The sequence below is a fragment of the Variovorax sp. 160MFSha2.1 genome (assembly GCF_048305075.1).
GTDB lineage: Bacteria > Pseudomonadota > Gammaproteobacteria > Burkholderiales > Burkholderiaceae_C > Variovorax > Variovorax guangxiensis.
Map to the genome: position 1 here is coordinate 1,702,349 of NZ_CP157624.1, position 16,026 is coordinate 1,718,374.

The 16,026-nt window shown below is 68.5% G+C and carries 14 protein-coding genes; 10 read left to right on the forward strand and 4 right to left on the reverse strand.

The features are described 5' to 3' along the window. Window positions 1–64: 64 nt before the first annotated feature. Window positions 65–2,944: a valine--tRNA ligase gene (locus tag ABL838_RS07370; protein WP_418124883.1), complete on the reverse strand. Its 2,880-nt coding sequence runs from the start codon at window positions 2,942–2,944 to the stop codon at window positions 65–67. Between the two features lie 104 nt (window positions 2,945–3,048). Here ABL838_RS07370 and yaaA point away from each other — a divergent pair, with 104 nt between their 5' ends. From yaaA to ABL838_RS07420, 10 genes are all read left to right on the forward strand, one after another. Continuing rightward, a complete protein-coding gene (yaaA, locus tag ABL838_RS07375) occupies window positions 3,049–3,834 on the forward strand; it encodes a peroxide stress protein YaaA (RefSeq protein ID WP_418124884.1) in 786 nt (261 codons plus the stop codon). A gap of 157 nt (window positions 3,835–3,991) precedes the next feature. Next, window positions 3,992–4,834 (forward strand): 2OG-Fe(II) oxygenase, encoded by an 843-nt coding sequence (locus ABL838_RS07380; protein WP_184635326.1) that lies wholly within the window; start codon window positions 3,992–3,994, stop codon window positions 4,832–4,834. 14 nt (window positions 4,835–4,848) lie between these two features. Next, a complete protein-coding gene (locus ABL838_RS07385; protein ID WP_418124885.1) occupies window positions 4,849–5,754 on the forward strand; it encodes an alpha/beta fold hydrolase in 906 nt (301 codons plus the stop codon). Further along, entirely contained in the window at window positions 5,751–6,629 is an 879-nt protein-coding gene (gene queF, locus ABL838_RS07390) for an NADPH-dependent 7-cyano-7-deazaguanine reductase QueF (protein ID WP_418124887.1), read from the forward strand. The genes ABL838_RS07385 and queF overlap by 4 nt, the downstream gene beginning before the upstream one ends. A 122-nt stretch (window positions 6,630–6,751) precedes the next feature. Continuing rightward, window positions 6,752–7,657: an SDR family NAD(P)-dependent oxidoreductase gene (locus ABL838_RS07395; protein ID WP_418124888.1), complete on the forward strand. Its 906-nt coding sequence runs from the start codon at window positions 6,752–6,754 to the stop codon at window positions 7,655–7,657. Between the two features lie 82 nt (window positions 7,658–7,739). Next, window positions 7,740–8,630 carry a LysR substrate-binding domain-containing protein gene (locus ABL838_RS07400; protein ID WP_418124890.1) on the forward strand — a complete coding sequence of 297 codons (891 nt, stop codon included), beginning with the start codon at window positions 7,740–7,742 and terminating at the stop codon, window positions 8,628–8,630. Window positions 8,631–8,643: 13 nt separating this feature from the next. Beyond that, entirely contained in the window at window positions 8,644–9,531 is an 888-nt protein-coding gene (locus ABL838_RS07405) for a LysR family transcriptional regulator (protein ID WP_418124892.1), read from the forward strand. 113 nt (window positions 9,532–9,644) lie between these two features. After that, a complete protein-coding gene (locus ABL838_RS07410; RefSeq protein ID WP_418124894.1) occupies window positions 9,645–10,799 on the forward strand; it encodes a mandelate racemase/muconate lactonizing enzyme family protein in 1,155 nt (384 codons plus the stop codon). A 71-nt stretch (window positions 10,800–10,870) separates the two neighbouring features. Continuing rightward, entirely contained in the window at window positions 10,871–11,884 is a 1,014-nt protein-coding gene (locus ABL838_RS07415; RefSeq protein WP_418124896.1) for a Bug family tripartite tricarboxylate transporter substrate binding protein, read from the forward strand. Window positions 11,885–11,886: 2 nt separating this feature from the next. Continuing rightward, the gene (locus ABL838_RS07420; protein WP_369659341.1) at window positions 11,887–12,609 is read left to right on the forward strand and encodes an arylmalonate decarboxylase; all 723 of its coding nucleotides are present in this window, start codon (window positions 11,887–11,889) and stop codon (window positions 12,607–12,609) included. Between the two features lie 6 nt (window positions 12,610–12,615). Here ABL838_RS07420 and ABL838_RS07425 read toward each other — a convergent pair whose 3' ends face one another. Genes ABL838_RS07425 through ABL838_RS07435 form a run of 3 tightly spaced genes read right to left on the reverse strand, consistent with a single transcriptional unit; the run spans window position 12,616 to window position 15,959 of the window. Further along, window positions 12,616–13,977: an MmgE/PrpD family protein gene (locus tag ABL838_RS07425; protein WP_418124897.1), complete on the reverse strand. Its 1,362-nt coding sequence runs from the start codon at window positions 13,975–13,977 to the stop codon at window positions 12,616–12,618. A gap of 22 nt (window positions 13,978–13,999) precedes the next feature. Then, on the reverse strand, window positions 14,000–15,163 hold the full coding sequence (locus ABL838_RS07430; RefSeq protein WP_418124899.1) for an acyl-CoA dehydrogenase family protein: 1,164 nt from the start codon (window positions 15,161–15,163) through the stop codon (window positions 14,000–14,002). A gap of 10 nt (window positions 15,164–15,173) precedes the next feature. Beyond that, window positions 15,174–15,959, reverse strand: coding sequence for a citryl-CoA lyase (locus ABL838_RS07435; RefSeq protein ID WP_418124900.1), 786 nt, complete (start codon window positions 15,957–15,959; stop codon window positions 15,174–15,176). Window positions 15,960–16,026 lie beyond the last annotated feature (67 nt).

Below are 16,026 nucleotides of genomic sequence, written 5' to 3' on the forward strand. Positions count from 1 at the left end.
GCAGGATGCGAAACGGCGCGCAGCCGCTCCAAGCATCCTAAACGCCTTCGAAACCCGGAGTCTGTCAGCCGAGGCGTACAAGCTGGTCGCGCAGGCGCTCCAGAGTGGCCGTGAAGTCAGTCAGACGTTTACGTTCCTGCTCGATCACGGCCGGCGGGGCCTTCGCGACGAACGCTTCGTTACCCAATTTCGAGTGCACCTTGGCGATCTCGCCTTCGACGCGCGCCACTTCCTTGCCGATGCGAAGCTTCTCCGCGGCCTTGTCGATTTCCATGTGCAGGCACAGGCGCGCCGCGCCAACCACGGCCACGGGCGCGGCTTCGGCTGCGGCCGACCACGAGGCCTCGTCGTCGAAGACCTTCACTTCCTTGAGCTTGGCGAGCGCTTGCAGCACCGGCGCCGATTCGCGCAGGAAGGCCGCGCCCTCGGCATCGTCGGCCACCGCGTACAGCGGCAGGCGCGTGGCGGGCGACACGTTCATCTCGCCGCGCAGTGTGCGGCACGCATCCACCAGCGCCTTCAGCCGCGCCACATGAGCCTCGGCCGCCTCGTCGATCTTCTCGGGCTGGCTCTTCGGATACGCGGCGATCATGATCGATTCGCCCTCACGTCCTGCAACCTTCGAAACCTTCTGCCACAGCTCTTCCGTGATGAACGGAATCACCGGGTGCGCCAGGCGCAGCAGCGTCTCGAGCACGCGGATGAGCGTGCGGCGCGTGGCGCGCTTCTGCGCGTCGTCGCCGGTCTGGATCTGCACCTTGGCGATTTCGAGGTACCAGTCGCAGAACTCGTCCCAGGCGAACTGGTAGATCGCGGTGGCCACGTTGTCGAGGCGGTATTCCTCGAAGCCCTGGGCCACCTCGGCCTCCACGCGCTGCAGCTTCGACACGATCCAGTAGTCGGCGCGGCTGAACTTCAGGTAGCCGTGGGCCTTGCCGCCGACCTTGCAGTCTTCCTTGCTGTGCTCCAGCAGGCCGCAGTCCTGGCCCTCGCAGTTCATCAGCACGAAGCGCGTGGCGTTCCACAGCTTGTTGCAGAAGTTGCGATAGCCCTCGCAGCGCTTCGAGTCGAAATTGATGCTGCGGCCCAGCGAGGCCAGCGATGCGAAGGTGAAGCGCAGCGCGTCGGCGCCGAAGGCCGGAATGCCGTCCGGAAACTCTTTTTGCGTGTTCTTGCGAACAGCCGGCGCCGTCTCGGGCTTGCGCAGGCCCTGCGTGCGCTTGTCCAGGAGCGCGGGCAGTTCGATGCCGTCGATCAGGTCCACCGGGTCGAGCACGTTGCCTTCCGACTTGCTCATCTTCTTGCCCTGGGCGTCGCGCACCAGGCCGTGGATGTACACGTGCTTGAACGGCACCTTGCCGATGAAGTGCTTGGTCATCATGATCATCCGGGCGACCCAGAAGAAGATGATGTCGTAGCCGGTCACCAGCACGGTGGAGGGCAGGTACAGGTCGAGGTCCTGCGTCTTCCCGGGCCAGCCCAGCGACGAGAAGGGCACCAGCGCCGACGAATACCAGGTGTCGAGCACGTCCTCGTCGCGCGTCAGCTTCCTGCCGGGCGCCTTGGCCTGCGCTGCGGCTTCGTCTTCCGCCACGTACACGTTGCCTTCCTCGTCGTACCAGGCGGGAATCTGGTGGCCCCACCAGAGCTGGCGCGAGATGGTCCAGTCCTGGATGTTCTCCATCCAGTGGTTGTAGGTGTTGACCCAGTTCTCGGGCACGAAGCGCACCTCGCCCGACTTGACCACGTCGATGGCCTTCTGCGCGATCGACTGGCCGTCCGCGCCGGGGCGCGTCATGGCCACGTACCACTGGTCGGTGAGCATCGGCTCGACGATGGCGCCCGAGCGCGCGCAGCGCGGCACCATCAGCTTGTGCTTCTTTACCTCGACCAGCAGGCCCAGCGCGTCGAGGTCGGCCACGATGGCCTTGCGCGCCACGAAGCGGTCGAGGCCGCGGTACTTCTCGGGGGCGTTGTCGTTGATGGTGGCGTCGAGCGTGAGCACGCCGATCATGTCCAGCTTGTGGCGCTGGCCGACGGCGTAGTCGTTGTAGTCGTGCGCGGGCGTGACCTTCACGACGCCGGTGCCGAACTCCTTGTCGACGTAGTCGTCGGCAATGATCGGAATCAGCCGTTCCACCAGCGGCAGCTTCACGCGCTTGCCGATCAGGTGCTTGTAGCGCTCGTCCTCGGGGTGGACCATCACGGCCGTGTCGCCGAGCATGGTTTCGGGCCGGGTGGTCGCCACGGTCAGCGTGCCGCTGCCGTCTTCCAGCGGATAGGCGATGTGCCAGAGCGAGCCGTCTTCCTCCTCGCTCTCGACCTCAAGGTCGCTCACCGAGGTCTTGAGCACCGGGTCCCAGTTGCCCAGGCGCTTGCCGCGGTAGATCAGGCCTTCTTCGTACAGCTTCACGAAGGTGTGGGTCACGACCTTGGAGAGGTCGTCGTCCATGGTGAAGTACTCGCGGCTCCAGTCCACCGTGTCGCCCATGCGGCGCATCTGCTGGGTGATGGTGTTGCCCGACTTCTCCTTCCACTCCCACACGCGCGCCACGAAGTTCTTGCGGCCCAGGTCGTGGCGGCTGACCTTCTGATCCTGCAGCTGGCGCTCCACCACGATCTGCGTCGCGATGCCGGCGTGGTCGGTGCCGGGCACCCACAGCGTGTTGTCGCCCTTCATGCGGTGATACCGCGCGAGGCTGTCCATGATCGTCTGGTTGAACGCATGGCCCATGTGCAGCGTGCCCGTCACGTTGGGCGGCGGCAGCTGGATCGCGAACGACTCGGCGCCTTCCTTGGGTTGCTGCGTGCCGCGGAAGCCGGCCTTGGCGTAGCCGCGCTTCTCCCATTCGGGGCCCCAGTGCGCCTCGATGGCGGCGGGCTCGAACGATTTGGAAAGGCTGTCCAGACCAGGCTGGGCGGGAGGGGTGGTGGGTTCGCTCATGGGAAATGCAGGAACGGCCCTTCGGGGGCCGTCGGGGACACAGGGAGGTAGCCGGCGATTTTACCGGGGCCGCCCCTGTCATGGCCGCCACTGATAATTCCGGCATGCTGTTCCTGCTTTCCCCTGCGAAGTCGCTCGACTACGAAACCCCCGTCCCCTCCGAAATCCCTGCCACCCAGCCCCATTTCGAATCGCCCCGCGGCCCTTCGGTCGAACTCATCAAGCTGCTGCGCGAGAAGTCGCCCCAGCAGATCTCCGAGCTCATGAGCCTGTCGGACAAGCTCGCGGCGCTGAACGTGGCCCGCTACGAGGCCTGGTCCAGCAAGAGCAGCCCGAAGAACGCCCGCCAGGCCGCCTTCGCCTTCGACGGCGACGTCTACGGCGGCCTCGACGCCCGCACCCTCACCAAGGCCCAGCTGGCCTGGGCGCAGGACCACGTCTGCATCCTCAGCGGCCTCTACGGCCTGCTGCGCCCGCTCGACCTGCTGCAGCCCTACCGCCTCGAGATGGGCACCCAGCTCGCCAACCGCCATGGCAAGGACCTCTACGCCTTCTGGGGCTCGCGCATCGCCGAGCACCTGAACCAGCGCCTCGCGGCCGACAGCTCGCCGGTGGTGATCAACGTCGCATCGAACGAGTACTTCAAGTCGGTGGACCGGAAAGTGCTCAAGGCCCGTGTGGTCGAATGCGTGTTCGAGGAGTGGAAGGGCGACCGTTACAAGATCGTGAGCTTCTTCGCCAAGCGCGCCCGCGGCCTGATGGCGCGCTGGGCCGCGCAGCACAAGGCGGCCACGCCCAAGGCACTGGAAAAGTTCGATCTCGAGGGTTATGGTTTCGACGCCGATGTGTCCAAACCAGACAGATTGGTGTTCAGGAGAAGGTTGGACTGACCCCCAGTCTTCGCGCACTTCGTGTCGCTGCGCCAACCCCCTTGCAGGGGGCAACACCGGCGGCCCGGCAAAGCCGGTTCCGCGGTGTTCCTGGCATTGGGGGCGTGGCGGTTTTTTCATGCGTTGCGGGGGTGCCGCAACGTGCAGGAGTATTGAGATGTCCCAAGCGATCAGTCCGGAACTGCGCGAGTGGCTGGTAGCCCAGCTCGCAGCCGGGCATTCGGTGCCGGCGCTGCGCGCTTCCATGCGCGCGGCGGGCTGGCACGACGCCGCCGCCGACGTGGCGCTGGCCCAGCTCGAAGCCGGCTTCCCGAACGTGGAAGTCGCGCTGCCCTCCGTGCAGGCGAAGATGCCCGGGCCCGACCTCGACGGCGCGCCGCTGTACATCGATGCGGGCGATCGCCGCGTGCAGGTGCTGCAGACCATGCGGCACCCGCGCGTGGTGGTCTTCGGCAACCTGCTGTCGACGGAGGAGTGCGAAGGGCTGATCGCCGCCGCGCGCGTGCGGCTTGCGCGCTCGCTCACGGTCGAGACGCGTACCGGCGGCGAGGTGCTCAACGTCGACCGCACCAGCGACGGCATGTTCTTCGAACGCGGCGAGAACGAGATCGTCGCCCGCGTCGAGCAGCGCATCGCCGCGCTGCTGCGCTGGCCGCTCGAATTCGGCGAGGGCCTGCAGATACTGCGCTACGCGCCCGGCGCGCAGTACCGCCCGCACTACGACTACTTCGACCCCAACGAGCCCGGCACGCCCACCATCCTCAAGCGCGGCGGCCAGCGCGTCGCCACGCTGGTGATGTACCTGCAGGAGCCAGAGGGCGGCGGCGCCACCACCTTCCCCGACGTGGGCCTCGAAGTGGCCCCGGCGCGCGGCTGCGGCGTGTTCTTCAGCTACGACCGGCCCGACCCCGTCACCCGCACCCTGCACGGCGGCGCGCCGGTGCTGGCGGGCGAGAAGTGGGTCGCCACCAAGTGGCTTCGCGAGCGCGAATTCAAGTAGCAGGCAGTTCCCGGATGAAAGTCACCGCCAACGGGCTGCAGATCGAAGTCGACGACACCGGGGGCGAAGGCCGCCCCGTCATCCTGCTCATCATGGGCCTGGGCATGCAGCTCGTCGCGTGGCCGACGGCCTTCGTGCAGCAACTGGTGGACGCGGGCTTTCGCGTGGTGCGCCACGACAACCGCGACATCGGCCTGAGCCAGGGCTTCGACCACGCGGGCGTGGGCAACATCGTGTGGGAGACGATCCGCCACCGCCTCGGCCTGAAGGTGCGCTCGCCCTACACGCTGCAGGACATGGCCCTCGATTCGCTCGGCGTGCTCGACGAGCTGGGCATCGAAAGAGCCCACATCGTCGGTGCCTCCATGGGCGGCATGATCGCCCAGCGCATCGCGGCCTTCGCACCACAGCGCACCGCCAGCCTCGTGAGCATCATGAGCTCCAGCGGGGCGCGCGGCCTGCCCGGCCCGCGCCGCGAGGTCACCTCCATGCTCATGCGCCGCCCGGCGGGCCGCGACGAGGCGGCGCTGGTCGCACACAGCATCCGGCTGCTGCGGCTCATCCAGAGCCCGGCCTATCCGCAGACCGACGAAGAGCTCTCCGAGCGGCTCGTCTTCAGCATGCGCCGCTCCTATCACCCGGCCGGCCTGATGCGGCAGATGCTCGCCATCGGCGCCGACGACGAGCGCCCCGCGCTGCTGCCGCGCATCCAGTCGCCCACGCTGGTGCTGCACGGCGAGGCCGACGCGCTCGTGCCCATCGCCTGCGGCGAAGACACGGCCCGGCGCATCCCGGGCTCGAAGTTCGTTTCCGTTCCCGGCATGGGCCACGACCTGCCGCCCGAGGTGTGCGACATCGTCGCCCGCCACATCGCACCGTTCGCACACGCGGCCGATGCCCGAGACACAGCAAGACCATGAGCCACGATCCGCACACCCCACACAACCCGAACACGCCCGAGCAGTCGCAGCTGGGCCGCGCCTCGGCCTACGCCGACCACTACGACCCGACGCTGCTCTTTCCCATCGCGCGCGCCACGCAGCGCGAGGCCATGGGCATCAATGCTGGCGCGCTGCCCTTCTTCGGCGCCGACCTCTGGAGCGCCTTCGAAGTGAGCTGGCTCAACCTGCGCGGCAAGCCGCAGCTGGCCATCGCGCACTTCACCATCCCCTGCGAGACGCCCAACATCATCGAGAGCAAGAGCTTCAAGCTCTACCTCAACAGCTTCAACAACAGCCAGTTCGCGAGCGTCGACGCGGTGCGCGAGCGCCTGCGCGCCGACCTGTCGGAGGCCGCATGGCGCGGCAGCGACCAGCAGGCCACCATCGGCGTGACGCTGCTCGCACCCGACATGTTCGACCGCGAGCCGGTGCACGAGCTCGACGGCCTCGACCTCGACCGCCTCGACATCGAGTGCAGCCACTACCAGCCCGCGCCCGAGCTGCTGAGCAGCGACGCCACGCAGGCGCCCGTCAACGAAACGCTCACCAGCCGGCTGCTCAAGAGCAACTGCCTCGTCACCGGCCAGCCCGACTGGGGCAGCGTGCAGATCCGCTACAGCGGCCCGCCCATCGACCAGGCCGGCCTGCTCGCGTACATCGTCAGCTTCCGCAACCACAACGAGTTCCACGAACCCTGCGCCGAGCGCATGTTCACGGACATCTGGACCCGCTGCAAGCCGAACAAGCTCGCGGTGTACGCGCGCTACACGCGCCGCGGCGGGCTCGACATCAACCCCTTCCGCACGAGCTGGCCGCAGGCGCTGCCACCGAATATCCGGACCGCGCGGCAGTAAGCAGGCCGGGCCCGGCCGAAGCCCCTCTTCGGAAACCCGAAACCCGCTCCAACCCGCCCTGTGGCATTCTGGATTTCGCCCGCGACCCCGCGGGCGAACGAACATCCACAGCAGAGGCAAGCATGGTCGAAGGAAAAGTGGTCGTCGTCACCGGCGCGGGCGGCGGCATCGGGCGCGACATCGCGCTGGCGATGGCGGCGCATGGTGCGAAGGTGGTGGTCAACGACATCGGCGCGGCGCTCGATGGCGCCGGGGGCAGCGCCGGCCCCGCGCAGCAGGTGGTCGACGAGATTCGCGCCGCCGGCGGGCAGGCCGTGCCCAGCACCGACAGCGTGGCCGATGCCGCGAGCGCGGCGCGCATCGTCGAATGTGCAGTCGAGAGCTTCGGGCGCATCGACGCCGTGGTGAACAACGCGGGCATCCTGCGCGACCGCTTCTTCCACAAGATGTCGGTCGACGAATGGGATTCGGTGCTCAAGGTGCACCTGTACGGCGCGTACTTCACGAGCCGCGCGGCCGCCACGCACTTCAAGGAGCAGGAGTCGGGCGCGCTGGTGCACATGACTTCCACCTCGGGCCTCATCGGCAACTTCGGCCAGGCCAACTATGCGGCGGCGAAGCTGGGCATCGTGGCGCTGTCGAAGTCGATCGCGCTGGACATGCAGAAATTCAAGGTGCGCTCCAACTGCATCGCGCCCTTCGCCTGGAGCCGCATGATCGGCGCCATTCCCACCGACACCGACGAGCAGCGCGCCCGCGTCGACAAGATCAAGCAGATGACGCCCGCCAAGGTCGCGCCGCTGGCCGTCTACCTTGCGAGCGATGCCGCGGCGGCGGTCAACGGGCAGATCTTCTCGGTGCGCAACAACGAGATCTCGCTCATCAGCCAGCCGCGCCCGGTGCGCTCCATCCACCGCTCCGAGGGCTGGACGCCGCAGAGCATCGCCGAGCACGCCATGCCCGCGATGCGCGCCAGCTTCTTCGAACTCGACCGCTCGGCGGACGTCTTCAGCTGGGACCCGGTCTGAGGACAAACCCGCAGAGGGCTGCGAGCGGCTTCATTCGCCGGACAATGCGCGTTCCCTTCCTCCTTTCTCGCGGCCGCGCCCGGTGAATCTGCACTTCGACCTGTTCGACCTGAAACTGTTCGTCTATGTGGCGGACGCGCACAGCCTCACGCGCGGCGCGGAGAAGGCCTGCATCTCGCTGGCCGCCGCCTCCACGCGCATCAAGCAGATGGAGGAGGCCGTGGGCGGCAAGCTGCTGCATCGCAGCGCGCAGGGCGTGAGCCTCACGGCGGCGGGGCAGGCGGTGCTCTACCACGCCAAGCGCGTGATGCAGCAGATGGAGCACCTGCGCTGCGACATGCAGGACTTCGGCAAGGGCATCAAGGGCCACGTGCGCGTGTTCGCCAACACCACCTCCATCACCGAATACCTGCCCCAGAAGCTGGCGGGCTTTCTCACGCAGCATCCGGCCGTGCAGGTGGACCTGCGCGAATACCTCAGCGAGGAGATCGTGCGCGCGGTGGCCGACGGCGAGGCCGACATCGGCATCCTCGCGGGCGACGTGCACACGGGCGACTTCGATGCGCAGCCCTTCGGCAGCAACCAGCTCGTGCTGGTGGTGCCCACCACGCACCGCCTCGCGGGCGTGACCTCGGTGGCCTTTGCCGACACGCTCGACGAGCAGCACGTGGGCCTGCACCACGGCAGCGCCATCCACCGTTTCCTGCAGCGCCGCGCCGAGCTCGCGGGGCGCGGCTTCAACCCGCGCATCCAGGTCAGCAGCTTCGAGGCGATCTGCCTGATGATCGAGGCGGGCGTGGGCGTCGGCGTGTTGCCGGCGTCGTCGGCGCAGCGGCTGTCGATGGCCATGCGCATCTCGACCGTGGCCCTCAGCGACGCCTGGGCCGAGCGCGAGCTGAAGCTGATCGCGCGCAGCCGCGAGCAGCTGCCGGCCCTGGCGCGCGAGTTGTTCGACCACCTCGCGACGCGCTGAGGAGGCCGCAGCCATGTCGGCCGACCTGAAGTCGCTGCGCCTGTTCGTGGCCGTGGCGGACCACGGCAGCATCAGCGAAGGCGCCAAGCGCTGCCACATCGCGCTGGCCGCGGCCAGCAAGCGCATCTCCGACCTCGAGGCCCGCGCACGGCTGCCGCTGCTGGTGCGCCATGCACGCGGCGTCACGCTCACCTCGGCGGGCCACGGACTGCTGCTGCATGCGCGCGCCGTGCTCTCGGCCATGGACCGGCTGGGCGCCGAGCTCGACGACTTCCAGAACGGCGTGGCCGGCGTGGTCAGCATCACGGCCAATGCGTCGACCATCGCGCAGTTCCTGCCGGCGCAGATCGGCTCCTTCCTGCGGCTGCACCCGGTGCTGAAGATCGACCTGCAGGAGCGGGCCAGCACCGAGGTGGTGAAGGCGGTGCAGGCAGGCCTCGCCGACATCGGCGTGATCGAGGGCAACACGCCCGCCGAGGGCCTCGAATGCCTGCCCTACCGCACCGACGAGCTGGCCGTGGTGGTGGCGCGCGACCATCCGCTCGCGCGGCGCAGGCGCATCGGCGTCGAAGAGGTGCTGAGCCACGACCACATCGTGGTGCGCGAAGGCACGGCGCTGCACCGGGTGCTGCTGTCGGCGGCGCTGGAGGCCGGCGTGCCGCTGAAGGTGCGCATGCAGGTGGGCAGCTTCGACATGGTCTGCCGCATGGTGGAGCAGGGCGCGGGCATCGGTGTGCTGCCCTATGCGGCCATCCTGCCGCAGCTGCAGATACTGAAGCTGCGCTGCCTGAAGCTCGACGCGCCCTGGGCCAACAGGCGCCACCTGCTGTGCGTGCGCAGGCAGCAGGAGCTGACGGTGGCCGCGCGCTCGGTGCTGGAGCATCTCGGCCTGCCAGACTGAGGCACCGCATCCGTCGAGGCTTCGCGCCGCGCGAAGCCTCGCTCCCGCCAAAAACGAATTGTTCTCCGGCGGCGCGCGCGCAAAGATGCGCGCTCCAACAAAGGAGACAAGACTTGAAGATCGTTCGCGTCAGCGCCACGCCGCTGAACATTCCCGTCACCATCGACGTGGTCGGCATGAACAAGCAGACCTCGCTGTCGCTGTGCCTCACCGAGATCGAGACCGACACGGGCCTCGTCGGCCACGGCATGACGGCCATCACCGAGGAAGAAATCATCGCCGCCGCCGTGCGCGAGGTGGCGGGCCCCGCGCTGATCGGCGAGGACCCGATGGCCACCGAGCGCCTGTGGGAGAAGCTCTACTGGCTGCTTTCGCCGCGCGGCCAGACCGGCTATGCCAGCCACACGATTGCCGCGCTCGACATCGCGCTGTGGGACATCAAGGCGCGCGCGCTCGGCCAGCCGCTGTGGCGCCTGCTGGGCGGCGCACGCGCGAAGGTGCCGGTGTACGCCACCTTCGGCTTCGGCTTCTTCGAGCGCGACCAGCTCGCCGCCGCCGCGAAGCTGTGGGTGTCGCAGGGCTTCCAGCGGCTGAAGATGACCGTGGGCAACCACGCGCTCGCGCGCCGCGACGAGCCGCGCCCGCTCGACGAAGTCATCGCGGAAGACGTGCGCCGCGTCGCCGCCGTGCGCGAGGCCGTGGGCCCCGACGTCAAGCTCTACGTCGACGCCAACTGCGGCCTCGACCTGTTCCACGCCACCGAGCTCGCGCACCGCATCGAGCCCTACGGCATCAGCTTCTTCGAGGAGCCGCTCACGCAGAACGATGTGCGCCAGATGGCCCAGCTGCGCTCGCGCACCCGCATCCCGCTGGCGTGCGGCCAGAACGAGGGCCTGGCCTTCCGCTTCCGCGACCTGCTGGTGAACCAGGCGGCCGACGTGCTGCAGCCCAACGTGACCATCTCGGGCGGCTACTCGCAAGTGCTGAAGATCGCGGGCATGGCGCAGGCCTTCAACGTGCCCATCGACAACGGCGGCGCCTGGCCCTTCCACAACATGCACCTGCACGCGGGCGTGTCGAACGGCGGCCTCGTCGAGTACCACTACGTGGCGGTGCAGATGCTCAAGCAGATCTTCGATGGCCTGCCCGTGCCCGACCAGGGCTGGCTCACACTGCCCGAGACGCCGGGCCTGGGCTTCGCGCCCAATGCCGAGCGCGTGCGCGAACTGGCGAAGCTGCCGACCTCGCACGGCAAGGGCAAGGCCTGAGCCACACTTTCTTCCCAAACGACCGGGCCGCGACAGACGGCCGGCGTCCGATCAAAGACAACGGAGACATGATGAAAGCCAGACAAGCGATTCGACCACCCGCGCGCCGCCATGCATTGCGCGCGATGGCCGCCCTCGGACTCATGAGCGCCCTTGCGACGCCCGCGGCCTGGGCCCAGGCCCAGAAGTACCCCGACAAGCCCATCCGCCTCATCGTCGGCTATTCGGCCGGCGGTGGCGTCGACGCGGTGGCGCGCCTGCTCGGCACGCGGCTGTCGAACGTGCTGGGCCAGCAGGTGCTGGTGGAGAACCGCACCGGCGCCACCGGGCTCATCGCCGCCGACTTCGTCGCCAAGGCGCCGCCCGACGGCTACACGCTGATGATGGGCGACAGCGCCTTGCTCGCCGCCAAGCTGCTGCAGCCGAAGATCGCGCTGGACCCGCTCACCAGCTTCAAGCCGGTGGCCGGGGCCTTCATTTCGCCGCTGATGATCGTGGCCGGCAACGACTTTCCCGCGAAGACGCCGGCCGAACTGGTGAAGGAGCTCAAGGCCAACGCCTCGCGCTACTCGTACGCCACCTCGGGCGTGGGCACGGTGCAGCACCTGGGCTTCGAGATGCTCAAGCAGGCCACCGGCAGCCCCGTGGTGCACGTGCCGTACCGCGGCGCCGCGCAGATCGTGCCCGACGTGATCGGTGGCCAGATTCCGATCGGCGTGGTGAGCGCCACCGCCGGCATGGCGCAGGCCAAGGCGGGCAAGCTGCGCGCGCTGGCGATGATGAACACCGCAAAGCTCGAGGGCGCCGAGAGCGTGCCGCCGCTGGCCGATGCCCTGCCGGGCTTCGACGTGGCGCCGCGCATCTTCGTGCTGGCGCCGGCCGGTACGCCCAACGACATCGTCGACAAGCTCTCGGCCGCGGTGAAGTCGGTGCTCGACACGCCCGAGGCCGGCGCCGCGGCCGCCGCGCAGGGCACGCTGCGCGCGTACGCCACGCCGGCCCAGCTCGGCAAGGACATGGCGGCGGAGACCTCGCGGTGGAAGAAGATCATCGCGGACCAGCACATCGTGGCCGAGGGGAGCTGAGCATGGCGCAGCCTCATCTGGGCCTGATCGTGCCGCCGGCGGCAGGCGCCGTGCCGGTGGACGGGCCGCTGCTCTACGGCGAGCGCATCCGCTTCAGCGCGCGCGGGCTGGGCCTGGGAGAAATCTCCACGCGCGGCTATCTGGACGTCATCGACTCCGTGGTCGCGAAGGCCGTTGCGCTCAAGGAAGAGGGCGTTTCCGCGATCTCGCTCATGGGCACTTCGCTGAGCTTCTTCCGCGGCGCGGCCTTCAACCGCCAGCTCGAGATCGAGATGGCGCGCGCCACCGGCCTGCCCTGCACGACCATGAGCAATGCCATCGTCAACGGGCTGCGCCACCTGAAGGTGCGGCGCGTCGCGGTGGCCACGGCCTACATCGACGAGGTCAACGCGCAACTGCGCGGCTATCTGCAGCAAAGCGACTTCGAGCCGCTGGCGCTCGAGGGCCTTTCCATCTCCGACGTGCAGGCCGTGGGCAAGGTGCCCACCAGGGCGCTGGTGGACCTGTGCGTGAAGGTGTTCGAGGCGCAGCCGGGCGCCGACGGCATCCTGATCTCCTGCGGCGGGCTGGTCACGCTGGACGCAGTGCGCGAGGTGGAGGAGCGCCTGCAGGTGCCCGTGGTGTCCAGCTCGCCCGCCGGCTTCTGGGACCTGGCGCGCACCGCGGGGCTCGATGCGCGCTCGCCGGGCTGCGGCCGGCTCTTCGCCTGGACTGCACCGGCCTGAAGGCCTTCAGGCCAGCCAGCGCCCCACGCGCGGCGTGTCGGCCAGCTGCCAGACGCGCTGGCACAGCGCCCTGGCTTCCTCGGCCGTCGCGCCTTCGCCGTAGTGCGCGAGGCGCTGCATCTTGTCCTCGATCTCGGCGCGGCTCAGGCTGTTGCCGGGGTCGCCCTTGGGCTCGTCCACGCGACCGTGCAGCGTGCGGCCGTCGGCGGTCCGCACGCTGACCTTGCCGATCCAGCGTGCGGGGTAGGCGGTGTCCACCTCCTCGTCGAGCTGCATCGTTACCTTCTCGCGGAAGGCCGAGACCTCGGGCGCGAGGAAGTCGCGGTCGAACTCGCCCAGGCCCGCTCGGCCGTGCACCGCGATCAGGCCCAGCACCGTGCCCATCGAGAACTTGCCCTGGTGCACCGTGGCGGGCACGTCCACGCGGCCCAGCACGTCGATGGCGCCCTGGTGCACGTGCGTGGTCACGCCCGACACGTCGGCGGGCTTCAGCTTGTTCTGCGTCATCACCTGCAGCAGCGCGTCGGCGGCCGGGTGGGTGTGGCGGCAGGAGGCGTGGTACTTGAAGGAGGTCTCGGCCAGCGTCCAGCGCGTGCCCAGGCCGTCGGTGAGCCTCGCCGGGTCGGCGTCGCTGGACATGCCCACGCCCAGCCCCTGCGCGCCTTCGAGGATCTTCGCGGCGCCGGTGAAACCGTCCTGCGCGAGATAGGCCGACATCAGCCCGCTGGCGGCGGCGTGCGCACAGTGCAGCTGCTTGGAATCCGCCGCGTCGCGCAGGAACTCCCAAACGCCGGCCGACTGCGTGCCGGCTGAGCCGAAGGCGTGCAGCATCTGCTGCGGCGTGAGTTCCAGCAGCCGGCCCACGGCTGCTGCGGCCGCGAGCGTGCCCGCCGTCGCGGTCGTGTGGAAGGTCTTGTAGTGCGAGCGGCCGAGGAATTCACCGACCCGGATTCCGACTTCATAGCCCGCGACCACCGCCGTGAGCAGCTGCGCGCCGCTCGCGCCGATGCTTTGCGCCACCGCCAGTGCAGGCGCGATGACGACTGCGGCCGGGTGGAAGACGGAGCCGTTGTGCACGTCGTCCTGCTCCACGAAGTGCGAAGCCGCCGCGTTGACCAGCGCCGCGAATACCGGCGAGGTCGTGCGCCGCGAGGTCAGCAGCTCGCTGGGCCCGTCGGCGGGGCCCATCATCTGCGCGAAGCGCTCGATGTTGCGCACCGGCCGCGCCGTGCGCGCGGCGAGCACCGAGCCCAGCCAGTCGAGCATCAGGTCCTCGGTGCGGCGCAGCACGGGGGTGGGGATGGCGTCGAACTTCAGTTCGGCGGCGAAGGTGGCGAGCACCTTGCTCGGATGATCGACAGGGTTCATGGCAATCGCGTCCTTCATTCGTTCAGAACGAGCGTGGGAGGCCGAGCATGTGCTCCGCCACGTAGCTCAGGATCAGGTTCGTCGAGATCGGCGCCACCTGGTAGAGCCGTGTCTCCCTGAACTTGCGCTCGATGTCGTATTCGCAGGCGAAGCCGAAGCCGCCGTGGAACTGCAGGCAGGCGTTGGCCGCCTCCCAGCTCGCCTTGGCCGCAAGGTATTTCGCCATGTTGGCCTGCGCGCCGCAGGGCTGGTGCGCGTCGAAGAGGCGGCACGCTTCGTAGCGCATGAGGTTCGCTGCCTCCACCTCGATGAACGACTCGGCGATGGGGAACTGCACGCCCTGGTTCTGCCCGATCGGCCGACCGAACACCACGCGCTCCTTCGTGTACTTGGTGACCCGGTCGATGAACCAGTAGCCGTCGCCGATGCACTCGGCCGCGATCAGCGTGCGCTCCGCGTTCAGCCCGTCGAGGATGTACTTGAAGCCCTGGCCTTCCTCGCCGATCAGGTTCTCGGCCGGGATCTCCAGGTTCTCGAAGAACAGCTCGTTGGTCTCGTGGTTGACCATGTTCAGGATGGGCCGCACTTCCAGCCCCTTGCCGATGGCCTCGCGCAGGTCGACGATGAAGATCGACATGCCCTCCGACTTCTTCTTCACATCCGACAGCGGCGTGGTGCGCGCCAGCAGGATCATCAGGTCGGAGTGCTGGATGCGGGAGATCCATACCTTCTGCCCGTTGACGACGTAGCGGTCGCCCTTCTTCACGGCGGTGGTCTTGATCTTGGTGGTGTCGGTTCCGGTGGTGGGCTCGGTCACGCCCATGGACTGCAGGCGCAGTTCGCCGTTGGCGATCTTCGGCAGGTAGGCGCGCTTCTGCGCCTCGCTGCCGTGACGCAGCAGCGTGCCCATGTTGTACATCTGGCCGTGGCAGGCGCCGGAGTTGCCGCCGCAGCGGTTGATTTCTTCCATGATCACCGAGGCCTCGGTCAGGCCCAGGCCCGAGCCGCCGTACTCCTGCGGAATCAGCGCGGCCATCCAGCCGGCCTTGGTGAGCGCGTCGACGAATTCGGCGGGGTAGCCGCGCTCCTCGTCGATCTTGCGGAAGTAGGCGTCGGGAAACTGCGCGCACAGGCCGCGCACCGCATCGCGGATGTCGGGAAAGTTCTTGTCGTTGGCGTTGTTCATCGATTTCTGCTCAATCCTGGCGGGGGCCGCCCGCTTCTTTTTCCACGCGCTGCCAGATCTCGATGGCCATCGGGTCGTCGATCTCTTCCAGGATGTGGCCCACGAGGCCGATGGCGCGCGCCATCACGCCGAACCCGCGGATGATCTTCCAGGGAAAGCCAAACTCGGCCGCGATGGCGCCGATGGCACCGGTCGCGTTGATCGGCAGCGACTTGCCCGAGACGCGCTCGGCTTCCTCCTGCACGGCCTGCATCAGCGCGACGTAGTGCGTGGAAAGCCCGTTCTCCGCCGCGATCTGGAAGAGCCGCGGCGTGCGCGGGTCGACGGGCTTGTGCAGCGGGTGGCCCAGCCCCGGCACGATCAGCTTGCGTGCGCGGTGGTCGGCCACGATGTCCTTCGCCATGTCGGCCAGCGGGCGCGAGGGCTTCTCGCCGAAGGGAATGGCCTCGTAGAGCATCCTGGCGGCGCCCTCGGTGCTGCCGACGAACACCGTGCCCAGCCCGCACAGGCCCGCCGCCACGGCCGCCTGCAGCGCCTCGGGCGCGCCTGCGTAGGTGAGGCGCGCAGCCAGCGCGCTGGGCGTGACGCCGTGCTCCACCAGCGTGACGACGATGGCGTTGAAGGTCACCGACTCCTGCGGCGTGGGGATGCGTCCCGTCAGCTCCAGGAAGGCCATGTCGCCCAGGTTGAGGTGGCCGAGGATCTCCGAGGGCAGGTCGCGACCGCGCACGGTGATCCTGTCGGGCGTGCTGTGGCCCAGTTCCGTGTGCAGGGATTTCTTGATCTTGGTGGTCATGGAGCGAATCTAGCCCGCGTACGCGCGAGGCGGCTCTCTGATTGCGAAACCCTCCCTTCGGCAAATG

Excerpts from the sequence above, each read along its gene's own strand:
- ABL838_RS07405 (WP_418124892.1), top strand. The coding sequence starts at position 8,644 with ATGTCGGCCGACCTGAAGTCGCTGCGCCTGTTCGTGGCCGTGGCGGAC.
- ABL838_RS07380 (WP_184635326.1), top strand. The coding sequence starts at position 3,992 with ATGTCCCAAGCGATCAGTCCGGAACTGCGCGAGTGGCTGGTAGCCCAG.
- yaaA (WP_418124884.1), top strand. The coding sequence starts at position 3,049 with ATGCTGTTCCTGCTTTCCCCTGCGAAGTCGCTCGACTACGAAACCCCC.
- ABL838_RS07420 (WP_369659341.1), top strand. The coding sequence starts at position 11,887 with ATGGCGCAGCCTCATCTGGGCCTGATCGTGCCGCCGGCGGCAGGCGCC.
- queF (WP_418124887.1), top strand. The coding sequence starts at position 5,751 with ATGAGCCACGATCCGCACACCCCACACAACCCGAACACGCCCGAGCAG.
- ABL838_RS07370 (WP_418124883.1), bottom strand. The coding sequence starts at position 2,944 with ATGAGCGAACCCACCACCCCTCCCGCCCAGCCTGGTCTGGACAGCCTT.
- ABL838_RS07385 (WP_418124885.1), top strand. The coding sequence starts at position 4,849 with ATGAAAGTCACCGCCAACGGGCTGCAGATCGAAGTCGACGACACCGGG.
- ABL838_RS07425 (WP_418124897.1), bottom strand. The coding sequence starts at position 13,977 with ATGAACCCTGTCGATCATCCGAGCAAGGTGCTCGCCACCTTCGCCGCC.
- ABL838_RS07415 (WP_418124896.1), top strand. The coding sequence starts at position 10,871 with ATGAAAGCCAGACAAGCGATTCGACCACCCGCGCGCCGCCATGCATTG.
- ABL838_RS07435 (WP_418124900.1), bottom strand. The coding sequence starts at position 15,959 with ATGACCACCAAGATCAAGAAATCCCTGCACACGGAACTGGGCCACAGC.
- ABL838_RS07430 (WP_418124899.1), bottom strand. The coding sequence starts at position 15,163 with ATGAACAACGCCAACGACAAGAACTTTCCCGACATCCGCGATGCGGTG.
- ABL838_RS07395 (WP_418124888.1), top strand. The coding sequence starts at position 6,752 with ATGGTCGAAGGAAAAGTGGTCGTCGTCACCGGCGCGGGCGGCGGCATC.